At 74.9% G+C, this 22,662-nt stretch carries 3 protein-coding genes; all 3 read right to left on the reverse strand.

The annotated features are described in order from the left end of the window. Nucleotides 1–47: 47 nt before the first annotated feature. Nucleotides 48–701, reverse strand: a complete 654-nt coding sequence (locus AB0F38_RS14775) for a type VII secretion system-associated protein (RefSeq protein WP_361891976.1) — start codon at nt 699–701, stop codon at nt 48–50. After that, on the reverse strand, nt 694–1,446 hold the full coding sequence (locus AB0F38_RS14780) for a type VII secretion system-associated protein (protein WP_361891979.1): 753 nt from the start codon (nt 1,444–1,446) through the stop codon (nt 694–696). The genes AB0F38_RS14775 and AB0F38_RS14780 overlap by 8 nt, the downstream gene beginning before the upstream one ends. Before the next feature lie 67 nt (nt 1,447–1,513). Then, nucleotides 1,514–22,639 (reverse strand): lonely Cys domain-containing protein, encoded by a 21,126-nt coding sequence (locus AB0F38_RS14785; protein ID WP_361891982.1) that lies wholly within the window; start codon nt 22,637–22,639, stop codon nt 1,514–1,516. Between the last annotated feature and the right edge of the window lie 23 nt (nt 22,640–22,662).

Here is a 22,662-nt window from a genome sequence, read left to right on the forward strand (position 1 = left end):
ACGTCGACGGCGCCGCCGGCGCCGTGACCGTCACCTGGTCGTGGCGGTCACGTGCCAGGGGCCGCCGTCTCCCGGCGGGCTCCCGGCTCCCCCGACGGAGCCGCCGTCTCCTCCGCCGCCTCGTGCAGCACCTCCGCGAGCCCGTCCGTGGGCAGCACCATGCTGACCGGGGCCGAGCTGTTGAGGCACAGGCTGTAACCCGGAGGGATCCGGCCGAGCAGGTCTGCGACAGGAAGCTGTTCGAACCCCAGCTGCCCGGCGGCCCGGAGGTAGCGAGGGGAGGTGTAGACGGGCACCACGGCGGTGCCGTCGGGCGCCGACGCGCTCACCGGATCGCCGTCAGCCGTGACCAGCACGGCGACCTCGGCCCCGGCCAGGGCGGCGGTGACGTCCTCCGCCGGGCCGTACCCGGTGGTGGCGAGCTGGATGGCGCGGTCCACGTCATCGGCGGGCTCGGGCCATCCCATCGCCTCGGGTGACGGCCTGTATTCCTCGTTGTCCTCCCACTCGACGATCTCGCCCTCGGAGTCGGAGCGCCACTGACCCACCACGGCCCATGCGGGTGGCGGGCCCTCGCCCTGCCAGGCGGGATCGCTCAGGTAGAGCCAGTGGTCGGGTGCCAGCCTGGCGGCCTGGACGAACTCCTCGGGAGGTGCCGGGTCCACGGGGGCGGCGGGGGATTCCGCGCCGGACTCACTCATCTTGTCCTCGCTTGCTGGGGGTATCCGAGTCGGTGCTGGGGCGCCTGGCGGTCCGGGGCGGGGAGCCGGGTGCGGATGCGCGCGTCGTCTGCCGGCACCGTGCGCGCAGATCGTCCGCCGGGACGAGCAGGGCGGCCGGGGCGGACGAGCTGAGGAACATCACGTCCCGGCCGGGCGGCAGCCGGTCGAGGAGGTCCGGGAGCGTCATCATCACATGCGCGGGCAGGCGCGCCGCCGGTGCCCGTGGCGGCACCGGGAAGACGGGCACCGCCAGCGCGCCGCCGGGTGCCCGCGTCCACGCCGGCTCCCCGTCCTCGGCCGTGCACACGGCCACCGCGCCGGCTTCCGCGAGGGCCTCGGCGACGTCCGCGTCAGGACCGTAACCGGTGGCGGCCAGGTGCACGGCGGCGTCGGCGTCGTCCACCGGTGCGGCCCAGCCGAGCGCGGCGGGCGAGGGACGGTAGTCCGCGTTGGCCTCCCACTCGACGATCTCGCCGTGGGCGTCGCTGCGCCAGCGGCCGAGTACGGCCCACGGGGGCGCGGGCTCGCCCTCCGTCTCGCCGAGCCAGTGCCGGTCGGTCACCGACAGCCAGTGGTCGGGGGCGGTTCGGGCCGCGGCGACGATGTCCTCGGGCGGCACGGGGAAGTCCGGCCCGCCTCGCGCGACGGTCAGGTGCGCACGCGCCGGCCCTGATGCGGGGATCGGCCCGCGGGCGCCGTCCGGCTGTCCGTCAGAGGTCGGCATGGGGTCGCTCCAGACAGTCATGCCGCGCGGATGCCCGGCTCGCGGAGGAAGACACGAAGACATCTCATCACCCGTGCGCACCCCCGTCGTTCCCCGCCCCCGTGCCGGCGGCCTTCCCGGCCTCTCCACCCCTGCCGGCCTCCAACTCGGCCAGCAGTGCCCGTGCGTGCTCATCCGGGAACAGCCCTTCACGGGCGACGAAGGCCCGCAGCTCCTCCTCGCTCAACGGATGGACGTCCCAGTACCGGCCCCAGTTGTCGGCGTAGACCGACGCCGCCGTGCGGTCGATCTCGTCCAGGGCGTGCTGGGCACCGGTCATCACCTCGTGGAAGCTGTGGTGGCCCACGCCCACCAGCACGCTCAGCAGTCCGGTTCTGATCAGGCCGAGGTCCACGGGCACACCGGCGAGCCGGGGCAGCCGGGCCACGTGCGTGAGGATCCGGTAGGCGCTGCCCGAGGTGCCGGTCAGCACCAGACCGGCGGAATCCTCCGAACGCGCCTGGAAGTCGGCGGACATCGGCAGCGTGTGCACCAGGCCGGCGGGTGACCAGAGCAGGGCCCCCTCCCGGACCGCGAGGCGCCGTTCGGCCGGGCTCAGCACCGGGCTGACCTCGTGGGGCAGCAGCGGCGTCCGCAGCATCGCGTCCAGCTCCTCCATCTCCTGCGCCTCGTCCTCGGGGTCGAGCTCGGCCGCGAGGAGTTCGGCACGCTCCTGCTCGTATCGCTTGAGCCGCTCGCTCGTGTGCCGGTCACGGCGCTCCAGCGAGATCACCGGATGCGGGGGCTCGACGCCTCCCAGGAGGTAGGGGACGAGTTGCCTGGCGACGCCGTTGAACAGGAACGTCACCCGCTCGCGCAGATTGCCGGACTCCACCACCCGCGCGAGGTTCTCGTACGAGGTCCCGACGGCGCCGCCGTCCTCCCCGCTGTCGCTGCCGAACATCCGGTAGTCCGTGCGACGGTGCAGGGCGATCAGCCAGAGCGACCGCACGACCTTGCCGAACTCCGCGTTGACCTGCTCGTTCTCGCCCAGGTACGCGGCCAGCCGCTGCTCGAAGTACAGGGCCTCCTGCGCGTAGCGGACGCGTGCCAGAACCCAGTCGGGCGCGGCCGGATCGCCGGTCTCCTCCGCCGGCTCCGGGGAGTCGTCCGGGTCCGAGTCGTCATACCTGGACAACAGCGGACGCGGGTCGTCGTCCGGGTCCGAGTCCGAGTCCAGGGACAGTGCCGGGAACGATTCGAGCACCGGGCCGGCGGCCGGCTCCGCCGGGCCCGCGAAGTCCGCGTCGACGACGGACGTCCCGCCGCTCCCGGTGGGCGACGCGAGCGGTGTGAAATGCGGGTTGGCGACGTACGGTCCGAGCGGGATGCCGTACGCCATGGGCTGCGCGCCACGGATGTACCGGCGGTCGACGCCACCGGGGAAGAGCACTTCCTCCTGGTCGGGGAAGGGCGAGGCCAGGCCCAGGGTGGCGTTCACGTCGATGCCGCCGGGGACCTGGACGTCGTAGCGCCAGCGGTAGCGGCGGTACAGGGCGGGGGCGCCCATCGGGTTCGCGCGGGCGCTGTCGCGCACGTAGTCGCGGTTCGCGGTCGCGCTCGCGAAGACGGTGTGCGGGACCAGTGCGCTGCCGCCGTAGACGTGGTCGACGATGTGCACCATGTCGGAGCCGTACGGCTTGAGCCCCTCGGCGAAGACCTGCTCGGGCCCGTCGGGGCTGAAGCGGTACAGCGGGCCGTCGTGATCGCGCCACAGTGCCTCGGGGAGCGTGCCGCCCGCCAGCGCGGCCGGGTCCGCGGCGGTGGTGGCCGGGTCGACGGCCGGGGTCGGGCGCACCGGTCCGGTGGCGGGCCAGCCGACGGGTACGGGCTCGTCGCCGGTCGGCGGGTCCGTCAGCATGCGGGAGGAGGCGACGAGTCCGCGGCCGGGCAGGTACCAGTCCCAGGCCGGACCGCTGGAGTGCACCTGCCCGGTCATGTCGGTGACACCGCCGGCGGACGGGCCGTCGGGGTTGTATTCGCCACGCAGTCCGAGCGCCGGTATCTCGGCCACGAAGACGTGGAAGTCCGGATCGGCCTGGCCGTAGCCCCATACCGTGTGCCGGTCGGTGGAGGCCGCTACCGGGAAGGCCTCCAGCGTCGCCGCGAACCGCTCGTCGAACTGTCCGTCCGCCGAGTAGGGCAGGGTCCCTCCCGCCGGCGTCACCCCGTCGGCGTCGGTGCTCGCGCTCCACTCGGCGGTCGTCGCCGGGTTCACCCGCGCGTCGCCGCTCGCCGCGTTCACCGTGTCCGTCTCGGCGGCGGAGGGGATCCGCGGCACGGTCCGGCGCCAGACGCCGGGCCGCCGCGCGTCCGAGGCCTGCGCCGTCGCCGTGGTCCGGGTGTCCGGTGCCCGCGAATCCGTCCCCGGGCCGGTCCCGGGATCCGGCTGCGGCCGCCCGTCCTGCTGCGGAAGGGCCGTGACGTGGCCCGGTCGCGCCGCGCTGCCCCCGGACACCGTGAACGCGCCGTCGTAGCTCCACACGGTCCGGTCGTTCCTGCGGGAGAAGCGCTGCAGTGCGCGCCGCTGTCCCGTGCCGATCCCCGGCACCAGCAGGGCCACGGGGCGGTGCCGGCTGATCAGCGACAGCTCCGGGTCGGACTCCAGCAGCGCGAAGAACTCCCGCACACCGACCTGCACGGTCCCGCCCGGCAGCCGCAGGAGCACCGCGCCGGCTGTGTTCGTCTCCGCGTGCACGAAGTACGGAGCGGCGGCGCCCTCCTGGGTCCAGGGTGCGAACTCCAGGGTGGTGGTGTCTGCGTCGGCACCGGTCCTGGCGACGTACAGGCGCGAGGGCTCCAGCCCGCCGGGGGTGGGCGTGGGGCCCCAGTTGCGGCCCTGGAGTGCCCCGCCGGGCGTACGGATCCGCCCCTGGTCGGCGAACGCCCCCAGAGTCTCCAGGTGGAAGACGGCCAGTTCGCCGGCGTGGCCGGAGTCCCGTCCGGCGGCGACGGCCTGTTCGGTCAGTTCCCGCAGCCGGGCCTCCGCGGACGCGTCCCACGGGGCGCCGGCGGGCAGGTGAAGTGCCGTGCGCCCCCACTCCTCCCGTTCCGGAGCGGGCTTGGCGTCCAGGAGCCGGGAGGCGCCGGTCATCGCCCACAGCGCGCGGGCGTACGCGCGGGGCGTGAGCGGACCGGTGGGCATCCGCAGCACCGCGAGCACCGCTGCGTCCCCGCCCGTGGCGAGCCGGTCCAGCGCGGCCCGCAGGGCGGGCGCGTCCCATACGGCGGTGAGCGCGGAGTCCGGGTCCGCGGCCAGGGCGCGGTCGAGCACGGCCTCGTAGTCGGCCGGCCGCGGGTCCGGCCCGTCGGGCGTCTGAGCGAGCACCTGCCACAGTTCCATGCGCAGCGGGGTCAGCGCGCTCAGGGCCGGGTCGTTCGCCCGCAGCGTCTCCAGCGCGCCGATCCCGCGCAGCAGCCGCTCGTAGCGGCCGCCCGGCACACCGCGGTCGGCCTCCACCTCGTTGCCGAAGACCTGCCGCAGCGCGCGCACCAGCCGCAGGGCGCGCGGCCCTTCGTCGTCCCAGGCGGGCAGGCCGGTGGGGCGCGGGAGCGGGCGCAGCCCGGCCGCCTCGGTCAACTCCGCCGTGCCGTCCACCGGTTCGGGCAGGAAGGTCTCGATGCTCGCCAGGGTGCCGTCGGGCGTCGCCGCGAGCAGCCGCACGGTGTCGTTGTAGCCGGTCCTGCCGGTGGCGGCGGTGGTGGTACGGCCGCTGTGGTTGGCGGTGTGCTGCGCGAGCGCGACCTCCTCCAGGGGGTCCTCGACGAGCGGTGCGGGCCTGATGAGGGACTGCTCGCGCACCGGATCGCCCGCTACGGCGCCGTAGCAGCTCGCGACGTGCAGCTCCTCCCCGGCCGCCCGCGCGACCACCTCGGGCAGCCCGCCGATGTAGCGCCCGCCGTCCTCGGCGCCGAGCAGCAGCACCCGGCCGTCCTTGTGGACGAGCTTCAGCCCGCCCGGCACGCCGTGGGCGTGGAAGGTGTAGACCGAAGCCTCCGTGTCCGGGGCGGTCTCCTCGGCGTCGACCGTGTGGTAGGTGTCGCCGAGGCGGAGCACGTGCGCGCGCTCCCGCATGCCTCGATACAGCCGCAGCCGTCGCTCCCGCAGCCGCCTGCGGCCGTCGTCCGGCATCGACTCGCGGCCCTCGAAGCGGTGGTCCGCCCCGACCAGCGGGCGGGTGTCCACGTCGCTGTCCCGGAACCGGACACCGTCCACCGTGACCCACTCGCGGTCCACGGACCTCCCGCTCCCGTCCGGTGGCGGATCGAACGGAACCCAGTCGCCGTACGCGTCCTCGGGGTCGGAGTCGACGAGCGACGGCACGTGCGTGAGCGCACCGGCGGGGACTTCTGCCGTGGCCTCGTCGGCGGGGCTCAGAAGGCGTCCGTCGCCGCTGGGCGCCCAGACCCTGCGGCCCAGCCGTTCCGCCACGGCTCGCGCCAACTGCCCGTCCTGGGCTCCCGCGTAGGGGCTCACCAGCACCACCGGGACGTCGCGCGGCAGTGACACCAGTGCGGGGTCGGCTGCCAGCAGGTCCGCCACCGCTCGCGGACCGAGCTCCCGGCCCGCGGCGAACAGGGACTCGTAGCCGCCGTCGGCCGCCACCACGTAGGCCCCGGCCCCCCAGGGCGCCGCCTCCTGCGAGACCCTCCGCAGCTCGCCGTCCCGCTGCTCGTGGAGCAGCATCCGCGAGGCGTCGACGCTCCTGATGCCAAAACCGGTCCAGTCGCGCCCGCGCGGGGTGCCCCGGCCGTCGGTCATCAGCGTGGCGCCGGACAGCAGCGGGTCCGAGCCCGTACCGACGTGGCCTGCGGACGGAGGTGAGGCGGTGGACCAGGTCTCGGAGGTGGCCGGGGAGGAGACGGGCGAGGCCGGTGCGAAGGACGCGTCGGTCGCCGTGGTGAAGGCCCAATCGGCGTCCAGGGCGGCGGCCGGCGGGGTGACCGGGACGGTGGGCACCGGTGCCGGGGTCGTCCCCGTGCCCCGCGCCGCGTCCCCGGCCGTGCCCACCGTGCCAGGCCGCGGCCCGGCGGGGAGCGGCGGCTCGACGGGGCGCGGGCCCTCCTGGGTCCCGGGCGGGTCGACGGGCCGTGCCTCGTACCAGTCGGCGGCCGTCGGGCTGCTCATGCTGACCAGCGAGTCGACGAGGGTCGGCACCGCGGTGCCCGAGTCGTCCGTCCCGGACAGGTTCGCCGGGAACGGGCTCCACCACACGCTGCGGCCCAGCCGCTGGGCGATCACGTCCGCGAGGCCGGGCGCCGGCCCACCGAGCCCGGTCGCCAGGAGGAGGACGGGGGTCGTCACACTCTTGCGGCTCAGTTGGGCATCGGCTGCCAGCAGTTCGGCGAACTCCTCGGCGGACACGGCGTAGGAGGCGCCGCCGAAGCCCACGTGGAGACGGTCGCTGTTCTGGAAGTCCACGTACGTGAGCACCGGATACGGGACGGGCCTGTCCTTGCCGTTCGCGTCCTGTCCGGCCCAGGGGGCGTCGGCGAGCCCGTCCGGCGTCCGGAATCTGCTCAGTTCCGACGGGAGGACCGAACCGTCCTTCCAGTCCCGGCCGCCGCCCGTGGCCGGCCCCATGGTCGTGGGCGCCGCGGACCGGTCGAAGGCGCCGCGCGCCTCCAGGTCGTACGCCGCCGCGACGTCCGGGTCGGTCATGTTCCGGCCGGCGGCGAACCCGCGGGTGAGCAGCGTCAGCGCCTCACCGCGCAGCGCGTCGTCCACCTCGGTGCCGGGGTCGAGGTGCCGCAGCCTCGCCATGAGGGCGTCCGCGTCCGGACCGGCCGCGTCCCGCGTCTCCTCGGCCTTGACCCGCGCCCGGAACAGCCGCGCCCGCTCGGCAGTGCCCACGTCGCCGGGGCCGGACAGGGCCAGTGCGGCGACGGCCGCCTCGTCCACCGCCGCCGTGTCCTGGAGCCACCGGGCCGCCGAGTGCAGCACCGGCAGGCCGACGAACCGGCTCACCGGCAGGGAGGGTTCCGACTGCCATGCCTGGGCCGCCGCGGCCAGCACGCGGCGGGTGACCTGGCGGTCCACCCCGGACACGGCCTCCGGGTGCGCCGCGACCACCCGGCGCAGCAGGTCGGGCGAGAACGGGCCGGTCGGGCCGAGGTCCGGGTCGGTGTGCCACATGTTGACGAGCGCGGCGGTGCCCCGGACCAGGGCCGCGTAGTCGGCGGCGTCCTCCACGTCGGGCCCGAAGACCGCCTTCAGGGCCCGCACCACACGCAGCAGCTCGGCGCGGGTCCGCGGCGACGGCGCGGTGTCGAACCCGGCTCGCTGCGCCAGCCGGTCCAGCTCGGCGTCACCGGGCTCCGGACGGCTGGTCTCCCACCACCACCGGCGTCCGCGCGCGTCGGTGAAGAGCACCCGCACGGGGTCGTCCTGATAGCTGAACGCCCCCTGCTGGTCGTAGGACAGACGCACCGTGCGACCGGTGGCGTTCGCCAGGTGCTGTCCCATGGAGAGGGCGTCGTCGGCGAGCGGATCGGCTGCGAACGGTACGCGGAAGGAGTCGCCGGCCTGCGAGAGGTCCTGCACGGCGGTGTCCTGCGGGGTCGAGGAGTAACAGACCACCATGTCGATCCAGTGGTCCTCGGGCAGACTCGACAGGCTCTTGCGCCGTCGCAGCCAGTCCCCCGCCTCGTGCCCGTCGGCCGCCCTCGATCCGCCGCCGGCCAGGGGCAGCACCAGGCGGCCCGGCAGACCATGGCCCGCCAGGTGGTACGCCTTGTCCTTCGGACCGGGGTCCACCAGCGGGAGCTTGGCGGAGTACGTGCCGGTGGAGCGGTTGAAGTGGACGAACAGCGTCATCCGGTCGAGCAGGCTGAAGTTGTCCTCGCGCGTCCCGGTGAGTTCACCGGGCTCGTGCAGGCTGCGTCCGATCTGCTGTCCGGTCAGGGTGCTGACGATGGGCTGGGTCAGCACGTCGCGGTGCCAGTCCGGGGCGCCGTCCTCGGCGTCGGGCGCCAGGCCCGGCCGCACCGCGACCCAGGACCCGTGCGGCAGTCCGTCCTGCCGGATCACGGCGATCGTGCTCTGCCCGGCCGGATCGGGGTGGCGCCGCGCGAGACCGCTGTGGACCCATACGGTGTGGCCGGTGCGCTCCGCGAGCTTGCGCGGCAGTTCCAGGTACCGGTCGCCGGCGAACGGGACGGCCAGGACGATCGGAGTGCCGTCCGGCAGGCCCTGCCGTGCCGGGTCGGCCGCGACCAGCTCCACGAACGTGTCGACGTCGAGTTCCCTCGTCGTCCCGTCGGGCAGCCGCGTCACGACCCTGTCGTGGTGCCCGTCGGCCAGAACGGCGTACGGGGTCACGTCCCACGGCCACGGGGAGAAGTCCGAGTGCCCCGTGGGGATGAAGCCGCCCGCCTGGTCGGGCTTGAGGTGTTCCACGAAGATGCCGTCGAATTCGACGACTTCGGGTCCGGCCCAGTTCAGACCCGGAGCCCTGGATCCGCCCACGGAGACGTACTGGGCGCGGTCCGCGGCGAGGACGCCCGCCTCCTCGAGGGCGAACGCGGAGAGGGCCGCCAGGCTTGCCGCCCGCCCGGCCGCGAGCGCCCGTTCGACCATGGTGTACAGGTCCCTGCGCGTCTCCGGGCCGACGGGGACCACGGGGTCGAGATGGAGGACCCGCCGGGCGACCGCGTCCACGTCGAACGCCCCGGCACGCAGTGCGCGGTCCTCGCGGCGCAGCGCGTCCAGGGCCTCGACCGCCGCCGCGTGCCCCGGCGAGGTGAGGGCGACGGTGGCCTGCCTGCCCAGGTCCGCGCGGCTCACCGGAACGGGCAGGCCCGCGGTGTAGCCCTGGCCGGGCATGCGCGCACGGCCGCGCGAGGTGATCTTGAAGTCCCTCGCGGACAGTCGGGTGCGATCCGCCGGCAGGTTCTCCTGGAGGGTGTCCAGCGCGTGGCCGAGCTTCTGGACGAACAGTTCGTGCGCGGTCCGCGCACGCTGGTCGCCCCTCTGCCGGGCGGCCCGTTCCCGCTCCTGCGCGGTGCCGGCCTGGCGGGCGTCGGCGCCGTATCCGGCGATGTCGGTCTTCGGCAGCGGCACCCGCGTGCGCCGGTTGCGCAGTCCGGCCCTCGCGACCTGGAACGCCAGTCGCTCAAGGCTCTCCTGCGCGTCGGCGGAGGGGCGCGTCTCCCCCTGGCCGTACGTCACGAGACTCAGCCGGGGCAGGGGGGCGAGCGGCCGGGCCGGTGCGGAGGCGGTGGGCGCGGCGAACACCGGCTGCCCGCCCGCGTCCAGAACCGTCATGTCAGGGCCGGTCGTGTCCGCGTCGGCCATGTCCAGGTCGGGTGCGTCCGGACCGGTCAGATACAGGTCGGCGAGGCCCGTTCCGGGCAGCTCGAAGTCGAAGCCGCCGGCGTCGATGCCGTCCCAGGCCGAGGTGTCGATCTCGCCGAAGCCGTCAGCGTGCGGGCCGAGAACGTCCAGGACCGACATGTCGATGTCGCCCAAGCCGTCACCGTCCGGGTCGAGGACATCCAGGACCGACATGTCGATGTCGCCCAAGCCGTCACCGTCCGGGGCGGGGACGTCCACGGCCGACATGTCGATGTCGCCGAAGGTGTCACTGTCCGGGTCGAGAACGTCCAGGACCGACATGTCGAAGTCGGGCATGTCGGCGCCGGTCCCCGACTGCGCCACCGGCACCGTGTCCGTGGCGGGCGCGGTCCAGCGCTGCCGCAGGCCCAGGCCGGAGCGGAGGGTGTCGGCCAGCTGCGCTGCCGACGCCGGTGCGGTCCCTGGGCCGGTCCCCGCGCCCAGCAGGTGATCGGCGACCCTGCGCACCGCGTCGCGGTAACCGTCACCGGCGTACCGGGAGTCGGCGAGGGCCGCGTGCGGCTCCGCCGGCAGCACCAGGGAGACGGCGGTGTCCCAGGCGCGGGTGGTGCCGGTCTCGTCCGTACCCTCGGCCGCCGCGCCCGCGAAGTCGGCGTACGCCCGCGCCCACAGGCGCCGCGAAGCGTTCGCGGCCGCCGTGTGCATCGTGTCCGACCAGGCGCCTCGCCCCGCCATTCCTGCCCGGACCGCGTCCAGGGGTGAGAGCGCGCTCGCGGGCAGCCGGCCGTCGCCGCGCAGCGCCATCTCGGTCCGCTGGCCGACGGAGAGCGTGATGCCCGCGGCCTCCAGCTCCTGCGAGCCGACGGTCTCGTCCCCGGCGGGCCGCGGCGGGGCGGGCGGCAGGTCGCCATCGAGCAACTGCCCGGCGATCCAAAGGCGTTCGTGGGCATGCCTCAGGACGACCGGGGCCGCTTCCCCCGTGTCGGAGCCGTCACCCCGGCCGCCGGCGGCGCTCTCGCCGGTGATCCGCGCCGCGCCCAGCGTGTCCGGGGCGACGCCCAGGGCCCACAGCCGCGCCTCGGCGTCCTCCAGTGCGCGGCGCGCCTCGTCGACCCCGGCCCGGGCGTCCGCCGCCGTCCCGTCACCGTCGGCCCGCTCCGTCGCCGCGGCGTCGGCGGTGGCCTCGCCGAGCGCGGTCAGCGCCCGTGCGTGCGCGGCCCAGGCCGCGTCCAGGCCGGCGGTGGCGGCCTCGGCGGGCGGCGCGGTGCCGGACGCCACGGCAGTGCGGCGCGCCGGCGCGTTGGTCGCCGCCGCCGGGCCCGGGGTGGAAGAGCGGTCGCCCTCGGGGGGTGTGGTCCGCCCCCAGGTGCCCGCCGTGGCCGGCCGGCCGTCCGGGCCCGGCAGCATGGCGACGGTGTACGTCCCGGTCGCCGGGTCGTGGTGGAGCGTGGTGGCTCCGTGGGTGGCCCACCAGTTCCGGGCCGAGTTCCGGGCGCCCTCACCCGGGATGCTGCCCTCGACCGGCCGTGCACCGGACGGCCTGCCGTGCGGCACCACGGCGATGACCTCGGCGTACCCGTTCTCGCCGAGCAGCTCCGGGTCACGGAAGACGAGTTCGCCGAACTCCTGCGGCGGCACCGGTCCCTGCATGTAGAGCCCGTCGGCGTCACCGTCGGCGACGTACACGAACGGTGTCGGACGGTGCGGGTCGGCCGCCCAGGGCGCGGGCTCGGTGCCGACGGGTACGAGCGAACCGTCGGGCGCGTACCCCAGCAGGGTGACGACGCTCGGGTCGAACTCGCCCTCCGGCCGGGGTGTGCCGTCCAGGGCCCGGCCCCAGGCCGTGCCTTCGTCGTCCGTCAGGAGCCGGTCGGACTCCAGCGCGCCCTGCTGCTCCAGGTGGTGGGCGGCCACCTCGTGGAGCAGCCGCGGATCACGGCCGGCCGCCGCCGCCCGTCGTGCCACGAGGACCGCTTCGCCGAACCGTGCCGGGTCGGGGGCGGGCAGGTGCAGCACCGCGGCGGCGAACGTGCCCGGATCCGCCTGGGCGGTCACCGTGGCGACCTTGAACGACGCCCACAGCAGCCGCGACCACTCGGCCTCGCCCACCGGTGCCATGGCGTCGAGCCCCAGGACCTGCCGGGCGATGCCCTCGCGGTGGGGTGCCGAGGCGAGGTCCGTCAGCATGTGGACCAGGTGCGGCAGCCCGATCCAGCCGGTCAGCGGGCCCCGATGCCCGGAGTCCCACAGACGGGCCGCGTCCGTCAGCAGGCTCCGGTGACCGTCCGGGGTGAACTGCGGGGTCTGCCCCGGCGGGAGCCCGTGGTACCGGGTCAGGAGCTGCTCGTACAGGTCCAGGGTGAACTCGCGGGCGCCGTCGCGGTCCAGCTGCGGATCGGCCTCCCGCATCAGGTCGAGGGCGCCCATGCCGCGCAGCAGGACGGGGTACTCCGGGCTCTCGTCGGCCGTGGGGCCGAAGATCTGGCGCAGCGCCCGGACCAGCCGCAGGGTCCGTTCCCGTACCGCCTCGGTGGCGGGTCCCGGACCGTGGTGCAGCCCGGCGTCCCGGGCCCGCCCGTCCAGCGCGTGCCCGGCCGGCTCCGGACGGAACTCGACCCAGTGGTAGGCGCGCCCCCGCGCGTCGGTGTAGAGGCTGATGTAGGGCTCCTGGTCGCCGTGCCGTGGCTGCACGGTGGCGTTCATCAGGACGGTGGCGAACACCGTGCGGCCCGTCTCGTTGGCCGTGTCCTGGCCGACCGCGACGGCCGCGAGCGGGTCGGGCACGAAGGGCAGCGGACCGTCGATGTGCAGTCCGTGCATCTCGCCGATGCCGGCGGGCGTCGCCGCGTAGCAGACGAGCAGCACCACAGGGTGCTCGGGGGCGAGCGAGGCCAGGCTGCGGCGGCGGGCGAGACTGCGGGCGAACCGCGGCCCGTCGTCCCGCCGCTCCCCCTCCGGGGTGTGCCACATGACGGTGCCCGGCAGACCGTGGTTGTTGGGGAAGTACGGGGCCGGCAGGCCGCGTTCGACCCACGGCACGAGGGAGGTGGCCCCCTTGGCCTCGTAGGCGGTGCGCTGGAACACGTAGGACGTGACGGCCCCCAGCCGGCTGTGCGCCAGCGTCCGCGACCAGCCGCCGTCGTCCGAACCGGCGAGGTCCATCGAGATGTAGCCCGTGGACCGGTGGCCGTGGTGGGCGATGGACAGCGCGCTGACCCGGTCGCCCTCCGCGCCGGCGGGCGGGGTGGGCGCCGTGGCCGGCGTGTTGGCGAACCACTGGCCCCGGGGCGCGAGCTTCTCCTCGTCCAGCAGGAGGACCACCGAGCGGTCCGGGGTGTTCGGCAGCCGCCCGATGACCGACCGGCCGGTGGTGGCCCACACCTCCCGGCCGAGCCGGTCGGAGAGGCCGCGCGGCAGGTCCAGGGACGCGGCGGCGGGCCGGTCGACGTGGAGCAGCAGCGGCCCCGGCCGGCCCGCCAGGTTCCGGTCGAGGGCCATCAGCTCGTGGAGGACCTCGGGCGGTACGGGGCGCGCGAACCCGCCGAGCCCGCGCACCACGACCCCTTCGGACCGGCCGGCGAGCAGCACGAGGTACGGCTCGGGGTGGCCGGGCGTGGGGCGCCACGGCGCGGCCTCGGGACCGCTGTGACCGGTCGTGCCGTCGGGGGCGCGCGAGATCCGGCCGGTGCTGCCCGGATCGAAGTCGGCCGGCAGGGGCCGGCCGAGCCAGTTCCAGCCACGCGGGCGGCCCTGGGCGTCGGTGAGCCGGAAGTCCTGGTGGAACGCCCCGCGTTGGGCCAGGTAGTGGGCGGACAGCGCTGCCGGGCTGCCGGCGCCGGCCGTGAACGGGGCCGTCACCAGCCGTACGAGGGCGCCGCGCGCCGAGGGCGTCACCGTGTCGGAGGGGTCGAGCAGCAGTACCCGGCGGACCAGCGCGTCCAGGTCCAGGAAGCCGCCGCTCAGCTCGGGGTCCCCGGCCCGGAGCCGGTCGAGCCGCTCCAGCGCCCCGGCGGCGCGCTCCCGGTCGACGCCGTTCAGGGCACCCAGGCCGTACAGCGCGTCGAGGACCGCTTCGCGGTGGGCCTCCGCCTCGTGGGGCGGTACCTCCCGGGGGGTGGCGGCGGTGCCCCGGTGCGCGGCGGGAGGGCCGGGCATCTGGGCGACCGGGTGGTTCGGCTCGGAGGCGACGGGCCGGGTGTGGATCGGGCGGTGGGTGAGCGTGGCGCGGGTGCCGGTCCCTCCCGTGCCGGTGTCCGTGGAGGACTTCGGCTGCAGCTCGTCCAGCAGTGCCTGGGCGTGCTCGTCGGGGAAGAGCCCGTCCCGCGCGACGTTCTCCCGCAGCTCCTGCTCGTCGAGCGGATGGATGTTCCAGTACCGGCCCCAGTTGTCCGTGTAGTCCAGAGCCGGGTCATGGCCGGGCACGTCGTTCAGTGCCAGCTGGGCGCCGCGCATCACCTCGTGGACGGTGTGGTGGCCCACCGTCAGCGAGATGGCCATCATCCCGGCCCTGATCAGACCGAGGTCCAGGTCGACACCCCACTGCTCCCGCATCCGGGCGGCGTGCAGCATGAAGCGGTACGTGGACCCGGCGGTGCCGGTCGCCACCAGTCCGCCGGAGTCCTCCGAACGCCCCTGGAAACCGGCGCTCATCGCGATGTCGTACACCGACGTCGCCGGCATCCAGGTCAGCCCGGCCTCGTCGACCGCGAACCGGCGCTCCGCCTCGCTCAGCGGCGGACGCGCCTCGTCGGGCTGCGCCGGGTCCGCGACGGGCTGCGGCAGCTCCTTGAGTGCGGCCTGCTTCTGCGCGGGCGACATGTCCGACGCCTGGATCTCCGTGGCGCGCCGCATGTACGCGGTGTAGGCCTCCCGCTGCCGCCGGCTCGGCCGTTCCTCGGCGATCTCCGGATGCTGTTCCTCGGCGCCGCCGAGCATCTCCGGCACGAGGTCCCTGGAGATCCCCTCGTACAGGAACGCCACGAGCTCCCGCAGGTTCCCGCTCCTCACCACCCGCTGGAGTGCCTCGCGGGACGTGCCGACGACACCCGCCTTGAACTTGCTGGTGTCGCCGAACGTCGCCAGAGCGCGCGGATACCGTTGGCGGGCCTGTGCCCAGGCGGCACTCGCCATCTTGCGGAACTCTGCGGTCACCGCCTCGTGCTCGGCCAGGTACTCGCCCAGCCGCTTGTCGAAGGCGGCGGACTCCTCCGCGTAGCGGATGCGTGCCAGGACCCACGGGGGTGCTTCGCCGTTCCTGCGCTCCGGGCTCGCCTCTGCGGAACGGCCCGGCGGCCGCGACCTGGCGCGCCCGGTGGCGGGTACGGATTCGGTGGTCGCGGACGGTGGGACCACCGGCTCGGTGGTGCTCGGCCGCGTGGGTGCGGGCTCCTCGCGGCGGGACGGTTCCTCGACGGGCGTGGCGCGGCCCGACTGCCCCGGCGGGACCAGGCGGTGATCGTCGATCCCGATCGTCACCACACGCCCCTGGGCCGGGTCGGTGGCGCTGCGCACCCGCTTGGCGGACTTGGTGAGGCCGAAGTCCCGTACGCCGACGCGCGACCCGCTCAGGCCGGTCTGAAAGGTGTCCAGGACCTGGGTCAGCCTGGCCGCGAGCGCCTTGGCGACGGCGTCCGCCCGCTCCTGGCCGCTGGCCTGCGAGCGGTTGCCGTGCCCGGTGAGGGTGACCGACGGCATCGGCAGGCCGTGGGCCCGGTTCCACAGGCCGGCGCGTGCCAGCGACAGGGCCAGGCCGTCGATCGTGCCGTCCGCGTCGGCGGGGATGCCGCGCTCCCCCTCCTCGAAGCGGATGGTCTGCTGGTACCGGCGCGGCGCGTGGCCGTGCAGCACCACCGTCGTCAGCGGGTTGGCCACCGCGGGCGAGGACTCCGACAGCAGCGCCGCGTTGACCTCGTGCGCCGACTCACCCGGCCGCTTGCTGTACGCGCGGAAGGACCACAGGTCCTTGCTCTCCATCACCGGCGCGGCGGCCCGGATCAGCTCCTTGGCGCGCGAGCGCGCCCGTGCCGCCTCGCGCAGCGCCAGCGCGTGCTCGGTCCGGTCCTCGTCGAAGTACCACGGCAGCTGTTCCGCCTGGTGGACCTCGGCCAGGGCCCTGGCCACCCGTGCGAAGCCCTGCAGGCGGTCGGTCTCCCCCTCGTCCGCGGCTCTGTGCCGTGCCTCGGCGACGCGCTGCTCGGCCTCCCCGGCCAGCCGGGTGAGTTCGTCCTCGCCGTAGCGGTCGAGGTTCTCGTCGATCACGCCGTCGAGGAGCTCGGCCGGGATCTCGCTCCGGGAGTGGGTCTCGTTCTCCAGCGTGATCTGGTGGGTGCCGTCCTCGCTCGCCAGCACCACCTGCGCGAAGTGGTAGGGGGCGTGCGGGCCCACCGGGTCGCCGGGCTTGGCGTGGTTGTGCGTGAACAACTGCGCGCCGCTGTCGTTGGTGGTGCTGACCGACTGGATCAGGTAGCCCTCGCCGACGCCCGCCCACGCGTACTCGTTGACGCCGATGCGCCGCGCGGCCGAGGCCAGCGGGGTGCGCAGCGGATTGTCCGGCGGCTCGAAGCTCAGGGCGCGGCCGTAGCGCTCGCCCGGTGTGGGGGCGCCCACCACGCCGCCGGTGTAGCGGTTGTCCCGTCCGGTCTGGCGGGCGGCCCAGCGGGGGGTGACATCGGTGGCCGAGCGCGTGCCCTCGGCGACCTCCGCCAGTGCCTGGGCCAGGTGGTGGGTGCCGGTGACCTCCCGGCCGTGCTGTCCGTTCACCGGGGCCGTCGAGACGACGCCGCCCCTAGGGCCCCGGAAGGCGATGTGGGACAGGGGCGCGGTCGCCGCACCGGCCACCATCTGGGCGAAGTCCCGCGTGAAGGCGTGCTCCGAACCTCCCGAAGCCGTCAGGAACTCCGGCTCCACCCGGAACAGCGGCTCACCGTACGCCCCGTCCTCCTTCGGCAGCATCACACCGGTCGACTCGTCGGCCTTCAGCCGGATCCCCGCCCCTGCCGCGGCCAGTCGCGCGGACGAGCGCTCGATCGCCGCACGGGTGGCGTACACCTGTCGGCTGCGGCCGGCCGCGCCGTCGTCGGCCGCGAGCATCGCCAGCGTCCGGTCCTCGGAGATGTGCAGCGGCGGCCGGTCCGCCATGGGGATGTTCCCGTGGTCCTGGCGCGGCAGGACCAGCGCGTCGGGTCCGGTGCCGGCCCGGACCTCCCCGACGGACCGCGGCAGCGGCCGGGTGAACAGGATCCCGGTGCCGCGCTTGTCGATGACGCCGTAGTCGCGCGTCGTCAGCGGCCGGGGGCGGCGCGCCTCGATCTGCCGTTCGAGGACGGCCTGGTCGGCCAGACGGTCGAACTCGGCGTCCCCGTCGCTGCTGGACCGGTCGTCGTCGCTGTCCGTGTCGCTCTCGCTGCTGAGGTCGCGGGCTCCGGGCAGTCCGGCGTCCGCGGTCGGGTCGGTCGAGGCCCAGCCCGCACCGGTGTCACCCTCGCCCAGGTCGAGCATGAGGTGGCGGGTCCCGGTCGTCGGATGCGTGGCCACGCCGACCGGTGCCTCGGGATACCAGACGCGGCGGCCCGTCGTCCCGGCGACGAGGGACGCGACGGTCGCGGCGTACCGCGGGGGCAGCGCCAGGACGATGTCCGCGCCGCGGGGCCTGCGGGAGTCGTACGAGATGAGCATGGCCAGCTCGTCGGCACTGTCCACCCGGAAGGTCCGGCCCTGGATGGCGATCTCGACGGCCCGGCCGGCCGCTTCGGCCACGACCAGGTACGGGTTCTGCCACGGAGCGGGCCGCGGGACGACCCGGCCCCGACCGCGCACGGCGTAGGACTCCAGCTCGGGGGTGGGCTGTCCCGGTCCGGTGAAGTCGCGCCCGGTGGCGTTCCCCTCGTCGTCGCGCAGCAGCGTGCCCTCGTCCAGGGCGCCCCGTCCTGTCTCGATCTGCCGCTCGACGAAGTACAGGGCGAGGTCGTCGGCGCTCGCCACGTCGTCCGAGGAGGCGTCGAGCGCCAGGGAACCGAGCAGCAGGAAGTCCGCCGGGCCCGGCCGGGCCCCGCCACCCATGTGCAGGACCTGACGGGTGACGCGGATCAGGCCGTTGCGCAGCGCCTGTGACGTCCGGTGCGAGCCCGCCTCCGCGCGGACGAGGTCGTACAGCGCCTCGGAGGTCTCCCGGAGCCGGGTGCGCGGAACGGTGGCCCGGTGGGGACCGAAGAGCATGTCCAGCCAGCCCGGTTCGGCCCACAGGGGGCTCTCGTCCTCGTCGTCGGAGTCGGACTCCTCCGCCGGCGGGGACAGGTCACGTCCGGGCGGCAGCGGGGGCGGCACCGCGCCGTCCGGACCGGTCCGGGGGGAGGCCGCGGGGAGCGACACCGGGTCGACCCATGCCGGTTCCCGGAGCTCCGCCGTCGCGTTCTTCCGCGCGTCGGCCCAGCTCGTCCCCTCCGGCGGGGTGTGCGGCTCGATGTCCCCGGCCACCGCCGCCCACAGCTGGAGGTGACGCGGGCGCAGACCGCTCTGCGCGAGGCCGTCGGGGGCCTGTTCGCGGAACGGGCCGAGCAGGCTGCCCGGCGCGTCGAGCCGGTCGGGGTTGCTCTCGTCGCGCGTCTCGTCCCGCAGGAACAGCTGGTGCGCCAGCTCGTGCGCGAACTCCACGGGGTCGGCGTCGGCCCACCACGCCCGCTGGTTCATCCGCTGGTCCCGGCCGACGAGATCGACCGTCAGGTGGGGGTTCTCGTCCGGGCCGACCGACTCGACGGTGACGTGCAGCCGGTCGCCGTTGGGCAATTGGTGTCCCGGCCGGTTGTAGAACGCCTCCACGCCCTGGAGCACCCGCGTCATGACGGCGTCGGTATCGGTCTGCCCCTCGCCCCGGCGCAGGGTGAGCCGCACGGTCAGGTCGGTGACGGTCTCGCCGCCGTGGGTGAAGCGCCGCACGTCGAAGGCCGACCGCACGACGATGCGCGGCCGGTCGTCGAGGCGGGCGCGGGGGGCGCGGGGCTGCGGCCCGGACTCCGCCTCCGTGGCGGCGCCGGTGGTCTCCCGCAGCGGGATGCGCAGCGCCGTGTCGCCGTCGCCCTCCGGCACGAGATACAGGGCCGAGGGGTCCGCCACGATCCGGTGGGGCGCGGACTCCTGGTCCAGGTCCGCCATCACGAGCGCGAGCGTGTCCATGTTGGCCACGCGGCCGATCCAGCCGCTGTCGCCCCGCAGGAGCGCACCCGTCCCCGCGTGCACGAAGTCATGGCCGAACCGCGTCCACCCGGTCGGCGGGATCTCCTGCCCTCCGGGGAGCCTGATGTGCCCGGTGTCGGCGACCTCGTAGCGGAAGGGCTCCGAGCGGGACTCGGCGGAGCGCGTGTAGTCGAACCACCGGTTCGGCTGCGGGCCCGTGGTGGCCGGTGCCTCGTCGGCGGTCCCGAAGGCCGCGGCCTTGCCCTTCCCGGTGTCCGCGGGCACGTCGGTCACGGGCACGTCGGTCACGGGCACGGTGGTCACGGGCACGGTGGAGCGCGGGTCGACGCCGTAGCGGGGCCGCATGACGGTGACCGGGCGGCCGATCGGCCATTGCTCCGCCACCGGGTCGAGACCGTCGTCGGGCGAGCCGCCCCGCAGCCCTCCGGGCAGGGATCCGCCGCGCGGCCCTCGGGTGGCGATCTGCCGGGGGCCGCCGCGGTGATCGTCGACCGTGATGTCCACGGTGGCGGTGCCCCCGTCGCCGGTGGAGGGCCGGCGGCCGCGCACCGAGACCGGTTCCACGGTGAACAGGTCGGCGGTGAGGTGCGGTTGCGGGGTTCCCTCCTGGAATTCCGCGAGTGCCCCGGCGAGCTCCTGCCGGAAGGAGGCCGCGACCGCCTCGGTACGCGTCCTGGTGAGGTCACGGCCGAGCAGGCGGGTGCTGCGCAGCCCGCTGATCCTGACATCCGGCAGCGGCAGCCCGTTGGCGACGTTCCACAGCGCGGTCCTGGCCACCACCTTGGCCAGGTGCCGGACGGGGTGCTTCGCGGTCTCGGGCGTCTGCTGGGCGTCCTTGGCGAAGGAGACGGACACCGGCAGGGCCAGCTGGCCGCGGAGTACGACGGCGGTGAGCGGATTGGCCACGGCGGCGGGCCTGTCGCCCAGCAGTTCGACGTTGGTGTCATGGGGCGACTCGCCCGGACGCTGCGCGTACATCCGCATGTACCACTGGTGCTTGCTCGGGATGACCGCTTCGAGCTGGCCGACGCGGAGCGCGGCCGCGCGGGTGGCGCCCTCCAGCGTGCGCTCGGCCGCGGCACGCTCCGGAGAGCCGGCCGGCGCTGCCAGCATCTCCGTCCGGGCCTGGTGAGCCCTGATGAGGGCCAGGGTCAGGTCGCGGTGGCCACGCAGCTCCGCGAGGTGCTCGTCGTCCCCGGCCTCCTCTCGCCGCTCGATCTCCTGGCGCAGTCGTGCCGCGTTCTCCCGCAGCTCGTCCAGCTGGAGGGTGTCCAGGTTCGCCCGGACCGCTCTGCGGTGCCGGTGGGTGGTCACCGAGGCACGCGCGTGGTTCTCCAGGGAGATCTGGTGGCTGCCGTCCTCGCTGGCCAGGACCACGGTGACGAAGTGGTAGCCGAAGTGCGCGCCGCCGGCGGCACTCTGCGGCTTGGCGTAGTTCTGCTCCAGGCTCGGCTGGCCCTGGTCCCCGGCCGCCGCGACGGACTGGACGACGTAGCCCTCGCCGATGTCGGCCCACGCGTGCTCGTTGATCCCGATCCGGCGTGCGGCCTCCGAGACGGCGTCGCGGCGTGGGTCGTCCTGCTGGTCGAGGCTCAGCGCGCTGCCGTACGCCCTGCCGGGCAGCAGGCCGCCGTGGCCGCCGGCGGGCCGGTCGTCCTGGCGGACGAGGGAGGCCGCCCACCCCGGATCCGCCGATTCCGGGCGTATGTCGCCGTCCGCGACGCGGCTCAGGGTGTCGGCGAGGTGGTGGGTACCGGTGACCTCGGCCCCGTCGGAGGCGTTGACCGGTGCCGTGACCACCGGGCCGCCCCCCGGGGCCCGGAAGACCATGTGCGACGTGCGGGAGTTGTCGGCCAGCATGTCGGCGAAGTCCCGGCAGATGTCCTCCGTGGAGCGGCCGGACCGGGTCAGGAAGACGGGGGCGACGCGGAACAGCCGCTTGCTGCCCCCGTCGGGCGTGGGCAGGATGATGCTCAGGTCCTCGTCGGTCCGCAGCCGCACCGCGAGGCCCGCCCGCGACAGCTTGACGGAGGCGCTCGCGACGGCCTCCGGCGTGGCGAAGACCTGCTGCCCGTACGCGCCGTCCTCGACCGCGAGCGTACGGTCGGGGGAGATCCGCAGGGCCGGCCGCTCGTCGACGAGCGTCTGGTTGTACTCCTGCGCGGACATGGCGATTTCGGGGGCGCCCTCCGTCCCCGTCAGAGCCCGCGGAGTCTGCCAGGCGCCCCGGTGCCCGCCGGGCTTGCGGAACAGCACGCCCTCGCCGCTGTCGTCCACGACGCCGTAGTCCGTCGTCGTCAACGGGTCGGGCGTGCGTGCCGCCAGCGCGTCGCCGTTGTGGGAGCCGGCGTCGGAGTCATCCTCGTACAGGCCGATGATGTCGTCGAACTCGCCTGCGACGGGGGCGTCCTGGCCCGGTTCGATGGAGGTCCACACCCTGCCGACGCCGTCCCCGACGGGGCCCGACGTGATGCGGTCGGTGCCGGTCCGCCAGTCCGTGGACGGACGGGGGGCGTGCTCCGAGTACCAGACCCTGACGCCGGTCAGGTCGGCGACGTGCTGGGCCAGGTCCGCGATGTCCTGGTGGGGGAAGGCCAGGACGAGGTCGGCGTTCGCGGGCCGCGCGGGGTCCCGTGCGACGAGCCGGGCGAACTCCCCGAGGTCGTCCAGGGCCAACGTTCCACGGGGTGTGTTCAGCAGGACCGAGTCCCCGCTCTCCTGGGCGAAGACCACGTACGGGTCCGACCACGGCGCGGGCCAGGTGCTCACCCGGCCGTCCTCCCCCTCCACCGCGTACGAGTCCAGGGGCGGCACCTGGTCCCCGGTTCCGGTCCAGTTCCGCACGGTGCCGTTCTCCGACACCAGCGCGGTCCTCCTGTCCAGGGCGGCGTCGTGCCGCCTCAGGTACGAGGCGAGGGCGTCCTCGTCGGCCAGGTCGGCCGGGGACGCGCCGAGAGCCAGCGACCCGAGGAGCAGAAGGTGCCGCTCACTCACCGCGGCGCCGGGACCGAGGTTCAGCACCCGCCTGGTCAGGTCGTGGAGTGCGACGCGGGCGCCGGTGGCCGCGGACGACGGCTCCGGGTCCCCCTGGGCGAGTTCCCGCACCGACGCCGCCGTACCGACGAGCATCTCGGGCGAGTAGTCGTGCCGGGCCGCCGGCCCGAAGAGCAGGTCGAGCCAGGCCTCGTGCGCGGTGCCAGGGGTGCCGTCGTCACTGTCGCTGTCGGAGTCGCTGGTGTCGTCGGTGAACCGGAACTGCGCCAGTGCCTCGGCCTCGGACCGCGAGGGATGCGGCCGGCCGGAGAGCGTGCTCAGCTCGTACGCCTCCTCCTCGCCCAAAAGGCCTGGCAGGTCGTCGGCGGTCGGGGACGGCGGCAACGGCACGGACGCCGCGTCCTGCACCGACAACAACGGCGCACCCTCCACAACCGGCGGAACCACATCCGCCGACGACGAGACCCGCCCCGTGGAGACGTCCTGCCCGGTGCCGTCCTCCTCGACCACGACACCCGGCAGGTCGTCGGCGGTCGGAGACGGCGGCAACGGCACCGACGCCGCGTCCTGCACCGACAACAACGACGCATCCTCCACCACCGACGGAACCACATCCGCCGACGACGAGACCCGCCCCGTGGAGACGTCCTGCCCGGTGCCGTCCTCCTCGACCACGACACCCGGCAGGTCGTCGGCGG

It is taken from the genome of Streptomyces sp. NPDC025273 (assembly GCF_040638585.1).
Taxonomy (GTDB): Bacteria; Actinomycetota; Actinomycetes; order Streptomycetales; family Streptomycetaceae; genus Streptomyces; species Streptomyces cinereorectus.